Below are 15,684 nucleotides of genomic sequence, written 5' to 3'. Positions count from 1 at the left end.
GTGAAGCCCCTCGACCCGCGTCTGCTCCGCTACGCCCGCGCCGCCCGACTGTTCCTGGTGCTGGGCGGCGCGCTGGCGCTCGGTCGCACCCTGGCGATCGTCGCGTTCGCCTGGCTCGTCGCGCAGCTGGTGGCGGGCGCGGTCGACGGACGCTCGGCCGAGGAGCTCTCGCCGCTCCTCGCCGCGCTGCTCGCGGTCGTGGCGGCACGGGCGGCGCTGGCCTGGGCGACCGAGGTCAATGCCGTTCGCGGGGGAGTCGGCGCGAAGGCCCAGCTGCGGCACGCCGTCCTGGAGGCGCTCGTCGCCCTCGGTCCGGCGGGTCGCTCCGGCGGCGGGTCGGGCGGTGTCGTCGCGCTGCTCGGCGGCGGGCTCGACGCGCTCGACGGCTACTTCGCGCGCTACCTGCCGCAGCTGATCGCGACGGCCGTCGCGACTCCGCTGCTGACGTTCGCCGTGTTCCTCGCGGATCCGCTCAGCGCGCTGTTCCTGATCGTGACGCTGCCGCTCATCCCCGTCTTCATGGTGCTGATCGGCTGGGCGACGCAGTCGGTGCAGAAGCGGCAGTGGGCGCGGCTGCAGGCCCTCGCCTCCGGCTTCGTCGACACCGTCGGCGGGCTGGCGACCCTCAAGATCTTCGGCCGGGCCGAGCGCCAGGGCGCGCGCATCCGAGCTCTGACCGAGGAGTACCGGCTGCATACCATGAAGGTGCTGCGGGTCACGTTCGTCAGCGGGTTCGTGCTCGAGCTGGCCGGCTCGCTGTCGGTCGCGCTCGTCGCGGTCTCGATCGGGCTGCGGCTCGTCGACGGATCGCTCGGCCTGGCCGTCGGCCTGTTCGTGCTCGTGCTCGCGCCCGACGTGTTCCTGCCCGTGCGCCAGGTCGGCGCCGAGTTCCACGCGGCGGCCGACGGGGTGCAGGCCGCCGACGTGGCGTTCGCCGTGATCGAGCGCGCCGCTCTGCTGCCCCCGGCGACGCCGGCACCCCGCGGCGCCGGCCCGCTCGAGGTGCGCGCCCTCGCGGTCGACGACGGCGCCGGCCGGGTCCTCGCTCCGGTCGACGCCGTCTTCTCGCCCGGCACGATCACGGCGATCGCGGGGCCGAGCGGCTCGGGCAAGTCGACCCTCCTCGCGGCCCTCGCCGGCGCCGTCCCCGCGACCGGCTCCCTCGTCCTCGGCGGAGAGCCGGTGCCCGCGGGTGCCGGCCGCGACTGGCTCGCCTGGTCGGGCCAGCGCGCGGACCTGCTGCCCGGCACCGTCGGCTCGAACGTCGAGCTCGGCACCCGCTCGCCCGATCCCGCCCGCGTCTCGCGGGCCCTGGCGCTCGCCGGAGCGGACGTCGAGCCCGACCGTCGCGTCGACGCGGAGGGCACCGGGCTCTCGGGCGGGCAGAGCGCCCGCGTGGCGACAGCGCGGGCGATCCACCGACTGCTCGAGCGCGACTGCCGGGTGCTGGCGCTCGACGAGCCGACCGCGGCGCTCGACGCGGAGTCGGAGCGCGCGCTGCTCGCCGGGCTGCGCACCCTCGCCGACGAGGGAGCGATCGTGATCGTCGCGAGCCACCGGCCCGAGACCCTCGCGGCGACCGACTCCGTCGTCGTCCTCGCACCGGCCGAGGCGGTGCTGCGATGAGGCGCGCCGACGTCCTCCGTGCCGCGATGCCCCCGGCGCGCCGTTTCCTCCCCGGACTCTCGTTCGGGCTGCTCTCCTCGGCCTCCGTGGTGGCACTGCTCGCCTGCTCGGCCTGGCTGATCGTCCGCGCCGCCGAGCAGCCGCCGATCCTCTTCCTCTCGATGGCCGTCGTCGGCGTCCGCGCCTTCGCGCTCGCGCGGGCCTTCTTCCGCTACCTGGAGCGCCTCAGCGGGCACAACGCCGCCTTCCGCGCGCTCGCCGAGCTGCGGGCCGGGGTGTACGAGCGCCTGGTGCCGATCGCGCCCGACGGTCTGGGGCGGGTGCGCCGCGGCGACCTCGTCTCGCGGGTGATCGCCGACGTCGACTCGCAGCAGGACGTGCCGCTGCGGGTCGTGCAGCCGCTGATCGTCTCGGGGGTGGTCGCCACCGCCGCGGTGGTCGGGGTGTGGCTGCTGCTGCCGGCGATGGGCATCGCGCTCCTCGCGCTCCTCCTGCTCGGCTTCGCGGGGTCGGCCGTGGGAGCGGGCCTCCTCTCGGCGCGCGCCGACCGCGAGCTGGCCCCGCTGCGTGGAGAGCTGGCCGAGCGGGTGAACCTGCTCGTGACCCGGCTCGACGTGCTGATCGCCTTCGACGCGGCCGATTGCGCCGTCGCGGACGTGACGGAGGCGGAGGCGGCTCTCACCCGGGCCGCGCGGCGCCGGGCGGCCTCGGCGGGGCTCACGGCAGCCGTGCTCGCGCTGTGCTCCGGCGTCGCGGTCTGGGCGGGTCTCGCACTCGGCGTCCCGTCGATCGGCGACCTCGGCGGCCCGGCGCTCGGTGTGATCGTGCTGGTCCCGCTCGCGGTCTTCGAGGTCGTCGCCGTGGCGCCCCTGGCCATCCAGTCGGCGCGCACCGCCCTCTCCGGCGCTCAGCGCTTGGCCGACCTCGACCGGGAGGCGTCCTCGCCCGCCCTCGCGACCGACGATGCCGTCGATCCGCGGGCCGAGACGCCGCGCGGGCGCGACATCGTCCTCCGCGACCTCTCGGCCGGCTGGCCGGGAGCGGCGGAGCAGGCGCTCACCGGCGTCACCCTCGACCTCCCCGCCGGGTCCCGCGTGCTGGTGACCGGCGGCAGCGGCTCGGGCAAGACCACGCTCGCGCACGTGCTCGTGCGCTTCCTCGAGTACTCGGGCTCCTTCCTGCTCGGGGGAGTGGAGGCGCGAACCCTGCCGCAGTCGGAGGTCCGGCGCGTCGTCGGACTGGTCGAGCAGCAGCCGTACCTCTTCGACGACACGATCCGCCAGAATCTGCTGTTCGCCAGGCCGGAGGCGGACGACGCGGTCCTCGAGGACGTCCTCGAGCGGGTCGGACTCGCCTCCTGGACCGCCGCACGCGGGGGACTCGACGCCCGCGTCGGCGAGCGCGGCGCCCTCGTCTCGGGCGGGCAGGCCCAGCGGCTGGCCCTCGCGCGGGCGCTGCTCGCCGACTTCGACGTGCTGATCCTCGATGAGCCGACGGCCTCGGTCGACGCCCCCGTGGCGGATGCGCTGCTCGCCGATCTGCTCCGGGCCGCGGAGGGGCGGACGGTGGTGCTGATCGCGCACCGCGTCGATCCGTCACTCGCCGTCGACCGCCGGATCGCCGTGGGAGGCGGGACCGCCGTCAGCGTCTGACGATGCCCTCGGCCCGGGCGAGCCGATCGCCCTCGGCCGCCCACCGGTCGAGCACGGCGTCGGCGCGGGTCCGCGCCTGGCTGTCGAGGCTCTCACGGAGCGGCCGGACGACGTCGCGGGCGAGCGGATCGGTCAGGGAGTCGACCCGGGAGTCGCGCACGAAGCCCTCGAGTCGCGTCAGATCGGAGGCGCGCAGCAGTGCGACCCGCGACTGGAGCAGCACGACGGCCGCCAGGCGCGGTTCGAAGACGGGCGGCGCCCACAGCTCGGAGGAGAGGGCCGTGATCTCGTCGTGGCCGAGGTCGGGGAACTTCTTCAGGGCGTCCCGGACAGTCCCTCGGACGGCCCCGACCGAGGCTCCAGTGGCGTCGAGACCGAGCCGGTCGCGGACGTCCTGAGCACGCCAGACGTCGCCCTCGTACTCGAGCGCGGCGCGGACGAAGTCGCCGGCGTCGCTCAGGGGAGGGGCCGCTTCAGCGCGTCGAGGCGCCGGCGCCAGGTGTCGAGGCGGCCGGGTTCCGCGGCGAGCGCCGGCCCGTCGACCCAGGAGGTGGCGAGGCGGAGGCCGTGCAGGGCGTTCGCGGTCCAGACCTCCCGGCCGTCGAGCGTGGCGGGCTCGGCTGGCGCCTCGATGACGTCGACGCCGAGGGCGCCCGCGAGCACCGAGAGGGTGCGCGCGGTGACGCTCCAGACCCGGGGGGAGTCGGGAGGCGGCAGCACCAGGGCGTCACCGAGCCACCAGATCACGGCGCTCGACGCGCCGTCCACGACGGCACCCTCCCTGTCGAGGATCACCGCCTCGTCGGCGCCGGCGGCCGCCGCGCGCGTGCGGAGCAGGGCGAGACGGCTGATGTCCGGACCCTTCCGCTCGGGGGTGCGGCGCGGATCCACGGGGCTGGTCCAGAGGACCACCGAGCGTCCCCGCGCAGGAGCCGGGCGCAGGCGCAGCTGCAGGGTCCCGGCGGCGAGCTCGACCCGGGGGAAGTGCTCGCCCGTGCGGGGCAGCGCCTCGACCGCGGAGTCGAAGAAGCCGTCGGCGTCGCCGGGACCGCCCGCATCGGCGACGGCCGAGAGGAAGCGCTCGCGGTGCAGCTCGAGTCCGCGGACGCGTCCGTCGACGACGAGCCAGGAGTCGGCGGCGTCCAGCACGACGGGGTCGGCCGGTGCAGGAGCGAGACCGGTCCCGTCCCACCTCAGCACCCGGTCGTCGTCCACGACGGCCTACGCTATCCGAGTGATCGGCGCCGCACCTCCGGACGGCACTGCCCGGCGCCTCGCCCTGCCGTGGGTCGACCCCGAGCGGGCGTACCTGGCCCTGTTCCGCGACGCTCCCGCCTCCTTCTGGCTCGACTCCGGTGCCGACGCGACGGCGGGCCGCTCGTACCAGGGGGCGTGCTCCCTCGAGGACGTGCTGCTCGGCGACTCCAGCGACGCCCTCGCCGAGCTCGACGGCCACGGGGGAGGCGACCGCGCCCTCGGCCGCTACGGCTGGATCGCCTACGAGGCGGGAGCGCCGTTCGTCTCGCTGCCGCTTGTCGCCGGCGATCTCCCCGTCGTCGCCCTCCTCCGCGGCGACCCCGTGCTCGAGTTCGACCACTCCGCACGCACGCTCGCGCTCGTCTTCAGCGAGGGGCGCCGGGAGGCGGCCGAGCGGCTCGCGGAGGCGCTCGCCGCAGCTCCGGCGGCGATCCCGGCTCCCCGCGAGCCCGAGCCCGCGGGAGTCGTCCGCTGGCGGCACGACTCCGCCCGCTACCTCGCGCTGATCGAGCGCTGTCAGGCCGCGATCCGCGCGGGCGACGCCTACCAGCTGTGCCTCACGAACGAGGTGATCGTCGAGGGCCGCTTCGATCCGGTCGAGTGCTACCGCCGGCTCCGCCGCTCGAGCCGGAGCCACCACGGCGGGCTGATCCGCATCGGCGAGCGCGCCCTCGTCAGCGCGTCGCCCGAGCGCTTCCTCACCGCCGACATCGACGGGCGGGTGGCCACGCATCCGATCAAGGGGACCCGGCCGCGCTCGAGCGACCGTGCCGAGGACGCCCGTCTGCGCGAGGACCTGCTGGCGAGCGTCAAGGAGCGCGCGGAGAACGTCATGATCGTCGATCTCGTGCGCAACGACCTCGCCCGCATCGCCGAGCCGTCCTCGGTGCGGGTCGACCGCCTCCTCGAGGTCGAGAGCTACCCTCACGTGCACCAGCTGGTCAGCGAGGTCTCGGCGCGGCTCGCGGCGGGAGTGGGAGTGCCAGGGCTCCTGGCGGCGACCTTCCCCGCCGGGTCGATGACCGGAGCGCCCAAGCGCCGGGCCGTGGAGCTCCTGCGCGAGTTCGAGGCGGGGCCGCGCGGCGTCTACTCCGGAGCCTTCGGGCGGTTCGGCTCCGACGGCTCGCTCGACCTCGCGATGACCATCCGCACCCTCGTCCTCGACGCCGGATCGGCCCGGATCGGCACCGGCGGCGGCATCACGGCGCTGTCCGTGCCGGGCGAGGAGGTCGAGGAGACCCGCCTCAAAGCCCGGGCCCTGCTCGCCGTCCTCGGAGTCGCCGGTGCAGCCGCGGAGGATTCGTCGCCCGGCCTCTAGAGGCCAGTAGGGTGGTTCGTCGGACGCCGGCGCGTGGTCGCGCGCGTCCTCCCCACCCTTCAGAAGTGAGACATACCCGTGGCAGAAGACAGCTCCGCGCACACCGGCCCGCACGACGAGGACCGCTACGACTTCCGCGCCCTCCAGGACAAGTGGCTCCCGATCTGGGAGGAGTCGCGCCCGTTCGCGACCGACGCCGAGAACGACAAGCGCCCCCGCAAGTACGTGCTCGACATGTTCCCGTACCCCTCCGGCGACCTGCACATGGGTCACGCCGAGGCGTACGCGCTCGGCGACGTCATCGCCCGCTACTGGCGCCAGCAGGGCTTCAACGTGCTGCACCCCATCGGCTGGGACAGCTTCGGCCTGCCCGCCGAGAACGCGGCGATCAAGCGGGGCCTCAACCCCGTCTCGTGGACCTACGACAACATCGACCAGCAGAAGCGCTCGATGAAGCGCTACGCCGCGTCGTTCGACTGGGACCGCGTCATCCACACCTCCGACCCCGAGTACTACAAGTGGAACCAGTGGCTGTTCCTCAAGATGTACGAGAAGGGCCTGGCCTACCGGAAGGACAGCTGGGTCAACTGGGACCCGGTCGACCAGACCGTGCTCGCGAACGAGCAGGTCCTCGCCGACGGCACCTCCGAGCGCTCGGGCGCCGTCGTGGTCAAGAAGAAGCTCACGCAGTGGTACTTCAAGATCACCGACTACGCCGACCGCCTGCTCGACGACCTCAACCAGCTCGAGGGCTCGTGGCCGTCGAAGGTCATCGCGATGCAGCGCAACTGGATCGGCCGCTCGATCGGTGCCGACGTCGAGTTCGAGATCGAGGGCCGCGACGAGCGGGTCACGGTCTTCACGACCCGCCCCGACACGCTCTGGGGCGCGACCTTCATGGTCGTCGCTCCCGACTCCGACCTCGCGTCCGAGCTCGTCGAGAACGCCGACCCCGAGGTGCGGGAGGCGTTCCGCAGCTACCTCGAGAAGGTGCAGAAGTCGAGCGAGATCGAGCGCCTCACGGTCGACCGCCCGAAGACCGGCGTCTTCCTCGGCCGCTACGCGGTCAACCCCGTCAACGGGGAGCGCCTGCCGATCTGGGCCGCCGACTACGTGCTCTCCGACTACGGTCACGGCGCGGTCATGGCCGTGCCCGCGCACGACCAGCGCGACCTCGACTTCGCCCGCGCCTTCGACCTGCCCGTGCGGGTCGTCGTCGACACCACCGCGCCCGTCACCGGTGCGATCCCGGTCATCCCGGAGGACCCGGACGAGCTCGCCGAGCTCGAGAAGCGCTACTCCGTCGACCCGTTCGTCACCGGCGAGGCGCTGACCGGCGACGGCCGCCTGATGAACTCGGGGCCGCTGGACGGCCTCTCGAAGCGCACGGCGATCGAGCGCGTGATCAAGCTGCTCGAGGAGCGCGGTCGCGGCCGCTCGGCCAAGAACTACCGCCTCCGCGACTGGCTCATCTCGCGTCAGCGCTACTGGGGCACGCCCATCCCGATCATCCACGGCGAGAACGGCGAGCTGATCCCCGTCCCCGAGGACCAGCTGCCCGTCGTGCTGCCCTCGACCGACGGGCTCGACCTGCAGCCGAAGGGCTCGTCGCCGCTCGGCGCGGCCGAGGACTGGGTGAACGTGCCGAACCCGGTCGACGGCTCGCCCGCCCGCCGCGACCCCGACACCATGGACACCTTCGTCGACTCGTCGTGGTACTTCCTCCGCTTCCTGTCGCCGAACGATTCCGGCCAGGCCTTCGACCCGAAGCTCGCCGAGAAGTGGGCGCCCGTCGACCAGTACGTCGGAGGCGTCACGCACGCGATCCTGCACCTGCTCTACGCGCGGTTCATCACCAAGGTGCTCTTCGACCTCGGCTACGTCTCGTTCACCGAGCCGTTCACGGCGCTGCTCAACCAGGGCATGGTGCAGATGGACGGCGCCGCGATGTCGAAGTCCAAGGGCAACATCGTGCGCCTGTCGGACCAGCTCGACGAGTTCGGCGTCGACGCCGTGCGCCTCACCATGGCGTTCGCCGGCCCGCCGGAGGACGACATCGACTGGGCCGACGTGTCGCCCTCGGGCAGCGCGAAGTTCCTCGCCCGCGCCTGGCGCCTCGCGAAGGACGTCACCACGAAGCCCGACGTCGAGTGGAAGAACGGCGACGCCGCGCTCCGCCGCCAGACGCACCGCTTCCTCGCCGAGGCTCCCGGGCTGATCGAGGCGTTCAAGTTCAACGTCGTCGTCGCTCGCCTGATGGAGCTCGTGAACGCGACCCGCAAGACGATCGACTCCGGTGCCGGCGCGGGCGACCCCGCCGTCCGCGAGGCGACCGAGGTGGTCGCGATGGCGCTCAATCTGTTCGCGCCGTACACGGCCGAGGACATGTGGCAGCGTCTCGGCTACCAGGGCACGGTCGCGCACGCGCTGTGGCGCAAGGCCGACCCGAACCTGCTCGTCGAGGAGAAGGTCACCGCGATCCTCCAGGTCGACGGCAAGGTCCGCGACCGCCTCGAGGTGTCGCCGAAGATCTCATCCGACGAGCTCGAGGCGAAGGCGCGGGCCTCGGCCGGCGTCGCGCGGGCGCTGCAGGGGCGCGAGGTCGTGACCGCGGTCGTGCGGGCTCCGCGCCTGGTGAACCTGGTGACGAAGCCGGCGTAGATCCTCCCTCGAAGGGGCTCCTCCACAGCGGAGGAGCCCCTTCGTCGTCCACGGATCCGCGGCCGGCGCCTGTGGGGTACTCGCCCGCGGTCGTACGGTCGCCGGATGCAGCAGGCCGGGACGAGCGACGAGGAGCTGTCCGCGCTTCTGCGACGGCCGCGTCGTGCCCGACCGCGCTGGCGGATCGGGCTCGGAGCGGCCGTGGTGCTGGTCATCGCGGCGGCGGTGGTCGCCGTCCTGCTCGCGGGGGCGCAGGCGGCCGGACGCACCCGGGTGCTGCCGCCCGCCGAGAGCCTCGCGCCCTCGACCGCGGCGTCGGCCTCGCTCGAGATGCTCTACGTGCACGTCGCCGGCGAGGTGGTCGATCCGGGTCTCTACCTGCTCGACCCGAGTGCGCGCGTCGCTGACGCTCTCGCGGCGGCGGGCGGATTCACCGATGTCGCCGACCGCGCGGCGGTCAACCTCGCGCGGAGGCTCGTCGACGGCGAGCAGCTCCTCGTCCCGGCGGAGGGGGCGGCTCCGGTCGCGGGCGGCGCGCCCGCTGCCGCGGGAGACGGCTCGCTCGTCAGCCTCAGCACGGCGACCGCGGCCCAGCTCGAGGAGCTGCCCGAGGTCGGGCCGTCGACCGCGGCGAAGATCATCGCGTACCGGGAGGCGAACGGGCCGTTCACGTCGATCGACCAGCTGCTCGAGGTGCCGGGAATCGGCGAGAAGACGCTCGAGGCGTTCCGAGAGCTGGTCGCGCCGTGACCGGCGTGCGGGGGCACGACCTCCGGCTTCTCCCCGCTGCACTGGCCGTGTGGCTGGCGAGTGCTCTCTCCGGGCTCCTCCCGATCGCCGTGGCCGTCGATTCGGGACGAGCCGTGATCGTGGCGGTCTGGCTCGTCGCGGGGCTCGCTCTCGCCGTCGCGGTCGCGCTCCGAGGCCGTCGAGGCGCGACCGTCGCGGTCCTCGTGGGCGTCGCCCTGGCGGGAGCGGCGCTGGCCGTCACCTCCGTCGCGGTCAGCGCACCCGAGCGGCACCCGCCGGCGCTGAGGGAGGCCGCCGACTCCCGGGCGGTCGTCTCCGCGCTCGTCCGCGTCGACACGGCGGCACGCCCGCTCGCCGCGGGCGGAGTCTGGTTCGACGCGACAGCGCTGCGTCTCGACGAGGAGGAGGTCTCGGCGCCGGTTCGCGTCTTCCTGGCCGAGCCGGGCGGGCGGCTGCCCGTCGCCGCCGAGCTCGTCCTCGAGGCGAGAGCTGACGGGGGAGGGGTCGTCGGAGAGAGCACGCTGCTCACCGCGTCGGCCGTCGCCGAGCGGAGCCCACCGACCGGAGTCGCCGCCGTCGCGGAGGTGCTGCGCGCGACGTTCCTCGACCGCGCCGGGCGGCTGGGCGGCGACGTCGCAGGGCTCCTCCCCGGGCTCGCCACCGGTGACACCTCGGCGCTCGACGCCGGTCTCGAGGACGACATGCGGACGGCGTCGCTGACCCACCTGACGGCGGTCTCGGGCGCGAACTGCGCGGTCGTCGTCATCGCAGGCTGGAGCGTCGCGGCGCTGCTCGGAGCCGGGAGGCGCCTCCGGACCTGCGCTGCGCTGGCCGTGCTCGCCGCCTTCGTCGTGCTCGTGACTCCCGAGCCGAGCGTCGTCCGGGCGGCCGCGATGGCCTCCGTCGTCCTGCTCGCGCGGCTCGGCCGACGCTCCGGAGCCGCCGTCCCGTCCCTCCTCGCGAGCGTCATCGTCCTCGTCGTCCTCGACCCGGGCATCGCGGGACAGCTGGGCTTCGTGCTGTCCGTCCTGGCGACCGCCGGCCTGCTCCTCTTCGCGGAGCCGATCGCCCGGAGGCTCGGCGCTCTGCTGCCCCGCCCGCTCGCGCTCGTGCTCGCGGTGCCGATCGCGGCGCAGGCGGCGTGCCAGCCGGTCGTGCTGCTCGTCGATCCATCGGTACCCGTGTACGGCGTGCTCGCCAATCTCCTCGCCGAGCCTGCGGCGCCCGCCGCCACCGGGCTGGGGCTGATCGGCTGCCTCCTGGCGCCCTGGTGGCCGGCCGCTGCCGACGCCGTGATCGGTCTGGCGGCCGTTCCCGCCTGGTGGATCGCCGCGATTGCCCGCGCTGTCGCCTCCTGGCCCTCCCCGCGTCTCGCGTGGTGGCCGGGTGTCGGCGGTGTCGTCGCGCTGACGGTGCTCACCGTGCTCGGGCTGCTGCTCGTGACGCGCTCCGCCCGCCTCGCCCCGGTGCGGCGGCTCTCGGGCTTCGTGCTGGCGGGTGCGCTCGTGGCTGCGGGGGCGTCGACCGTCGCGACGCCGCTCCTCCGCTCGGCTGCGATCCCCGCCGACTGGCGGATCGCGATGTGCGACGTCGGTCAGGGCGATGCCCTGCTGCTCAGGGGCGATGCCGGAGTGCTCCTGGTCGACACGGGCCCGCTCCCCGAACCGCTCGACGCCTGCCTCGATCTGCTCGGCGTCGACCGCATCGCGCTGCTCGTCCTCACGCACTACGACCTCGACCACGTCGGCGGGCTCGAGGCGGCGGTCGGTCGCGTGGATCTCGCACTGGTCGGTCCTTCCGACGGGGCAGACGACGACCGGGATCGCAGGGACCTCGAGGAGGGTGGGGCGAGTGTTCGCGAGGCGGTGCGCGGGGACTCCGGCGCCCTCGGCTCCCTGCGCTGGCGGGTGGAGTGGCCCGAGCGGGGGAGCTCGCTGCGCGGCAACCCGGCGAGCGTGACCCTCCGAGTCGACATCGCCGCGGATGCGAGGGGCGCACCGCTGTCCGTCGCGATGCTCGGCGACTTGGGCGAGGAGGAGCAGGGGAGGGTCGCGCGGCTCGACATGGGCCGCGTCGACGTGATGAAGGTGGCGCACCACGGCTCCTCCGACCAGTCACCCGCGCTCTACGACGCGCTCGGTGCCCGAATCGGGCTGATCTCGGTGGGCGCCGGGAACGATTACGGCCACCCGAACCCGTCTTTGCTGGCCCTGCTCGCCGAGCGCGGCACCGAGGCGCTGCGGACGGATCTGGACGGCACGGTCGTCCTCTCGTCCCGCTCCGATGGAGTGGCGGTGTGGGTGAGTGGCGTGGCGCTTCCGTCTGCGGCGTCGAGGCTCGCGCATCCACCACAGACCGATCAGGCATCCGGCCGTCGGTACGATCTCAGGGCTCGAACCGAGGCAGAAGAAGGGAGGGGTCGTGACGAAGCTCACCGTCGTCGATCTCGCCGGCGTCGTCTACTCGTCGGGAAAGGTGTTCGACGGACTGCAAGCCGGTCGGCTCGACACCGAGCGGTTCCTCCGCTCGGGGAGCCTGGACGGCATCACCTCACGCTCCGATCTCGCCCTCCTGGAAGACCTCCGTGACGTCGCGCAGTTCGTCATCGACAGCACCGGAGCCGCGATAGATGCTGCCTACGTCAGAGCCGTCAACGCCGCGATCACCAGGAGTGGACCGCTCCACCCGGGCCGCTTCAGGACCGCGGATCAGGGAATCGGCGTCAACACGATCCACGGTCCCCACGAACCTCGCCCTGTGACGCAGGACGACATGGAGCGGATCCTGCGGAATGCCACATGCGGCGTCGATCGGAAGGAGAACGCGCTCGATCTCTTCGTCGAGCTGGCGAAGGCCCAACCGTTCGAAGACGGCAACAAGCGCACAGCGCTCTTCGTGGCCAACGGACTTCTGCTCAACGAGGGGCGAGACGTCCTTCTGACGGTTCCTGTCGACGAGAAGGATCCGTCGGTGGCGAGGAACTTCAACGATCTCCTCGCCCGCGCCTACGTCTTCGACGATCACGCCCCGAGCAAGGATCTGCTTCGCAAGAAGGGCTTGGCTCCGCTGCGGCCGTGAGCTGCGCTCGCTCCGTCCGCAGCGATCGAGGAGCGCAGAGGCCCAGCGTCGGTGGTCGGCGGTACGGTCGTGCAAGCGTCAGGTCGCGACCGGTCGCGCCGACATCGAGCGGTGCGAGGCCGCAGCCGACACATCGACGGACCATAGGGTTGACCGCGCGCGGATCGGCGCCACACGGGAGGACGACGGCATGGCAGGCAGGGCCCCGGCACGCGCGAAGGCGGCGCCGTCCAAGGCGGCGATCCCGCAGCTCGCGTGGAACCAGACGCGGCCCGCACCCATCGTCCTGATCACCGGCCCCGAGCAGTTCCTCGCCGATCGCGCCGTGCGGTTCCTCCGCGACTTCCTGCGGGCCGAGGATCCGAGCCTCGAGGTCAGCGACATCGACGCCGGCGGCTACGCACCCGGCGAGCTCATCACGCTCGCCAGCCCGTCGCTCTTCGACGAGCCGCGCCTCATCCGCGTCTCGAGCGTCGAGAAGTGCACCGACGCCTTCCTCCTCGAGACCCTCGCCTACCTCGATGCTCCCGCCGACGGCACCACGCTCGTGCTCCGGCACGCCGGCGGCAACCGCGGCAAGAAGCTGCTCGACGCGATCCGGTCGGGAACCGGGGGAGGCGTCGAGATCGTCTGCGCCGAGCTCAAGCGCGAGAGCGACAAGGTCGACTTCACGGTCGCCGAGTTCCGCACCGCCGGCCGCACCGCGACCACGGGTGCGATCCGTGCGCTCGTGTCGGCCTTCTCCGACGATCTCGACGAGCTGGCCTCGGCGTGCCAGCAGCTGATCTCCGACTCCCCGGGCGAGATCACGGAGGCGACCGTCGCGAAGTACTACGGCGGCCGGGTCGAGACCACCGCCTTCACGGTCGCCGACTCCGCGATCGCGGGCCGGCACGGGGAGGCGCTCCTCGGGCTGCGTCACGCCCTCGCCTCCGGAGCCGATCCCGTCCCGATCGTCGCCGCCTTCGCGAGCAAGCTGCGCACCATGGCCAAGGTCGCCGGCTCCCGCGAGGGCTCCGGCCAGATCGCCTCCCGCCTGGGGCTCGCACCGTGGCAGGTCGACCGCGCCCGCCGCGATCTGCAGGGGTGGACGGGCGAGGGCCTCGGCACCGCGATCGTCACGGTCGCCGACGCCGACGCCAACGTCAAGGGCGCCACCCGAGACCCCGTCTACGCCCTCGAGCGCATGGTCTCCATCGTCTCGTCGCGCGGCGTCTGACCGCTCGCCCACCACTCGGGCAGCGGATCCGGCGAGCTGTCCAGCCCGTCCGGTGCGCGGAAGCGGCCCCTACGGTGGAGAGATGACCGAATCAGCACTCCCCGCCTCCTCCGATCGGCACGACGTCCTGATCGTGGGCGGTGGCAACGCCGGACTGTCGGTCGCCGGGCGTCTGCGCCGCTACGGAGTCTCGGACGTCGCCGTGATCGAGCCGCGCGAGACCCACTTCTACCAGCCGATGTTCTCGCACGTCGCGGGCGGTACGGCGCCGGCATCGAAGGCGACCCGCCCGCAGGCCTCGGTGATGCCGAAGGGCGTGACTCTGATCGGCGACCGCGTGCAGACCATCGATCCCGTCGCGAAGACGGTCACCCTCTCGTCGGGGCGCCGCATCGGCTACGGCCAGCTCATCGTCTGCCCGGGCATTCAGAAGGACTGGGCCTCGGTGCCCGGTCTGGCCGAGGCCATGCAGTCGCCCGTCGGCATCTCCAACTACGAGTACGACTACGCCCGCAAGGCGTCGAGCGTGCTGCGCGACGTCCGCAGCGGCACCGTGGTCTTCACGCAGCCCGACGGCACGGCCACCTGCGCGGGCGCCTCGCAGAAGCCGATGTACCTGGCCTGCGACTACTGGCGCGAGACCGGCGTGCTCGACGACATCCGGGTGGTGCTGGTGCTGCCCACGCCCACGATGTTCGGCATGCCGCTCATCGACGCCGAGCTCGAGCGCAAGGTGGCGGAGTACGGCATCGATGTGCGCTACAGCCGGGAGCTGGTCGAGGTCGACGCCGGTCAGCAGACGATCGTCATCGCCGGTGACGGCGCTCGGGAGACGCTCTCGTACGACGTCCTGCACGCCGTCCCTCCGCAGTCGGCGCCCGACTGGCTCGCCGACACCGGACTCACCGCGCCCGGCGACGCCGGCGGCTTCGTCGACGTCGACCCGCTCACGCTCCGGCACCCCCGCTATCCCGATGTGTGGGCGCTGGGCGACGCCGCCGCCACCACCAACTCGAAGTCCGGAGGCGCCCTCCGGCCGCAGGTGAAGGCCCTCGCGAAGAACCTGGTCGCCGCGCGCAAGGGCAAGCCGCTGCCGCAGGTCTACAACGGCTACTCCGTCTGCCCGTTCGTCGTCTCCCGCTCCACCGTCGTCTTCGCCGAGTTCGACGACCGCTACCGCCCGATGCCGACGATCCCCTTCTGGAACGGCCTCGCCAAGGAGCGCCGCGCCACCTACCTGGCCGACCGCTTCGTGCTGCCCTGGGTCTACTGGAACCTCATCCTCAAGGGCCGCGCCTGACCCGCCCCGCGAGCTGCCGCACCTGCTGAACAGGGCCGCGATCCTCGCTGATCGAGCCCCCAGCCGCGCAGCAGGCATATCGAGATTCCCCGCGTCAACAGACAGGACCGGAATGCGGATCTGCTGAAGCTGGTGGGTCTCGATACGCCCCTGCGGGGCTACTCGACCAGCATGAATGGCGGCAGGCGCCGTCTCCTCTGCCAGCACGCTGGCTAGTGCGCCGATGCCCCTCTCTACAGGGCGAGGTGCATCCGCTTACTCCGCAGGGTCACCGGCGATCCGCGTGCGAGCGGATCGTCGTACCCGGAACGCTCCCCGCTCCTCCCACCGCAACCACCCCTGGAAGCCGACCGCGCGACGAACGACGACGAAGGAGGAGTTCGTCGAATCGAGCACAGCCCGACTGCGCGACGGACGACGAGGAACGAGGAGTCCGTCGACGCGGAGCGGAGACGAAGAAAGGGCCCGGCCAACGGCCGGACCCTTTCTTCGTCGCAGTGCAGCGCAGAACTACAGCGCGGCGACCTGCTTCGCGATGGCCGACTTGCGGTTCGCGGCCTGGTTCTTGTGGATGACGCCCTTGCTCGAGGCCTTGTCGAGCTTCTTCGCGGCGAAGGCGAGCGCGGTGGCGGCCTTCTCGGAGTCGCCGGCGGCGATGGCGGTGTGGACCGCGCGGACGGCGGTCTTCAGCTCGCTCTTGACCGCCTTGTTGCGGTCGTTCGCCTTCTTGTTGGTGAGGTTGCGCTTGATCTGCGACTTGATGTTTGCCACGTGGATAACCTTCTTCTCGAATGTGCGTGTGTGCGTGCAGCCGGCTACTCGA

At 72.8% G+C, this 15,684-nt stretch carries 12 protein-coding genes; 9 read left to right on the top strand and 3 right to left on the bottom strand.

Going from position 1 to position 15,684, the window contains the following annotated elements; genetic code table 11:
• Both cydD and cydC read left to right on the top strand, forming a co-directional pair.
• Positions 1 to 1,626 (top strand): thiol reductant ABC exporter subunit CydD, encoded by a 1,626-nt coding sequence (gene cydD, locus GRS96_RS13565; RefSeq protein WP_159988718.1) that lies wholly within the window; start codon positions 1 to 3, stop codon positions 1,624 to 1,626.
• Positions 1,623 to 3,278, top strand: coding sequence for a thiol reductant ABC exporter subunit CydC (cydC, locus tag GRS96_RS13560; RefSeq protein WP_159988717.1), 1,656 nt, complete (start codon positions 1,623 to 1,625; stop codon positions 3,276 to 3,278). Before cydD ends, cydC begins: the two co-directional genes overlap by 4 nt.
• On the opposite strand, the gene GRS96_RS13555 is transcribed toward cydC, so the two are convergent.
• Both GRS96_RS13555 and GRS96_RS13550 read right to left on the bottom strand, forming a co-directional pair.
• Entirely contained in the window at positions 3,268 to 3,597 is a 330-nt protein-coding gene (locus GRS96_RS13555; protein ID WP_236553693.1) for a DNA alkylation repair protein, read from the bottom strand. The genes cydC and GRS96_RS13555 overlap by 11 nt on opposite strands.
• 137 nt (positions 3,598 to 3,734) lie before the next feature.
• Positions 3,735 to 4,493, bottom strand: a complete 759-nt coding sequence (locus tag GRS96_RS13550) for an aminotransferase class IV (protein ID WP_159988716.1) — start codon at positions 4,491 to 4,493, stop codon at positions 3,735 to 3,737.
• A 19-nt stretch (positions 4,494 to 4,512) separates the two neighbouring features.
• Between GRS96_RS13550 and GRS96_RS13545 the strand changes: the two genes are divergently transcribed.
• The 7 genes from GRS96_RS13545 (at position 4,513) to GRS96_RS13515 (ending at position 14,861) form a co-directional block, all read left to right on the top strand.
• Positions 4,513 to 5,853, top strand: coding sequence for an anthranilate synthase component I family protein (locus tag GRS96_RS13545; RefSeq protein WP_236553624.1), 1,341 nt, complete (start codon positions 4,513 to 4,515; stop codon positions 5,851 to 5,853).
• A gap of 78 nt (positions 5,854 to 5,931) precedes the next feature.
• The gene (leuS, locus tag GRS96_RS13540) at positions 5,932 to 8,514 is read left to right on the top strand and encodes a leucine--tRNA ligase (protein WP_204162087.1); all 2,583 of its coding nucleotides are present in this window, start codon (positions 5,932 to 5,934) and stop codon (positions 8,512 to 8,514) included.
• A gap of 105 nt (positions 8,515 to 8,619) precedes the next feature.
• Complete coding sequence (locus GRS96_RS13535; RefSeq protein WP_159988715.1) at positions 8,620 to 9,264, top strand: ComEA family DNA-binding protein; 645 nt, start codon at positions 8,620 to 8,622, stop codon at positions 9,262 to 9,264.
• Entirely contained in the window at positions 9,261 to 11,852 is a 2,592-nt protein-coding gene (locus GRS96_RS13530; protein ID WP_159988714.1) for a ComEC/Rec2 family competence protein, read from the top strand. Before GRS96_RS13535 ends, GRS96_RS13530 begins: the two co-directional genes overlap by 4 nt.
• Positions 11,740 to 12,342, top strand: coding sequence for a Fic family protein (locus GRS96_RS13525; protein WP_204162086.1), 603 nt, complete (start codon positions 11,740 to 11,742; stop codon positions 12,340 to 12,342). Before GRS96_RS13530 ends, GRS96_RS13525 begins: the two co-directional genes overlap by 113 nt.
• Positions 12,343 to 12,532: 190 nt before the next feature.
• Complete coding sequence (gene holA / locus GRS96_RS13520) at positions 12,533 to 13,561, top strand: DNA polymerase III subunit delta (RefSeq protein WP_159858538.1); 1,029 nt, start codon at positions 12,533 to 12,535, stop codon at positions 13,559 to 13,561.
• A gap of 82 nt (positions 13,562 to 13,643) precedes the next feature.
• On the top strand, positions 13,644 to 14,861 hold the full coding sequence (locus tag GRS96_RS13515) for an NAD(P)/FAD-dependent oxidoreductase (RefSeq protein WP_159988712.1): 1,218 nt from the start codon (positions 13,644 to 13,646) through the stop codon (positions 14,859 to 14,861).
• A gap of 510 nt (positions 14,862 to 15,371) precedes the next feature.
• Here the strand turns inward: GRS96_RS13515 and rpsT are convergent.
• Positions 15,372 to 15,632 (bottom strand): 30S ribosomal protein S20, encoded by a 261-nt coding sequence (rpsT, locus tag GRS96_RS13510; RefSeq protein WP_056044322.1) that lies wholly within the window; start codon positions 15,630 to 15,632, stop codon positions 15,372 to 15,374.
• Positions 15,633 to 15,684: the final 52 nt, after the last annotated feature.

It is taken from the genome of Rathayibacter sp. VKM Ac-2803, assembly GCF_009807175.1.
GTDB lineage: Bacteria > Actinomycetota > Actinomycetes > Actinomycetales > Microbacteriaceae > Rathayibacter.
This window is presented reverse-complemented; position numbering and strand designations above follow the sequence as displayed.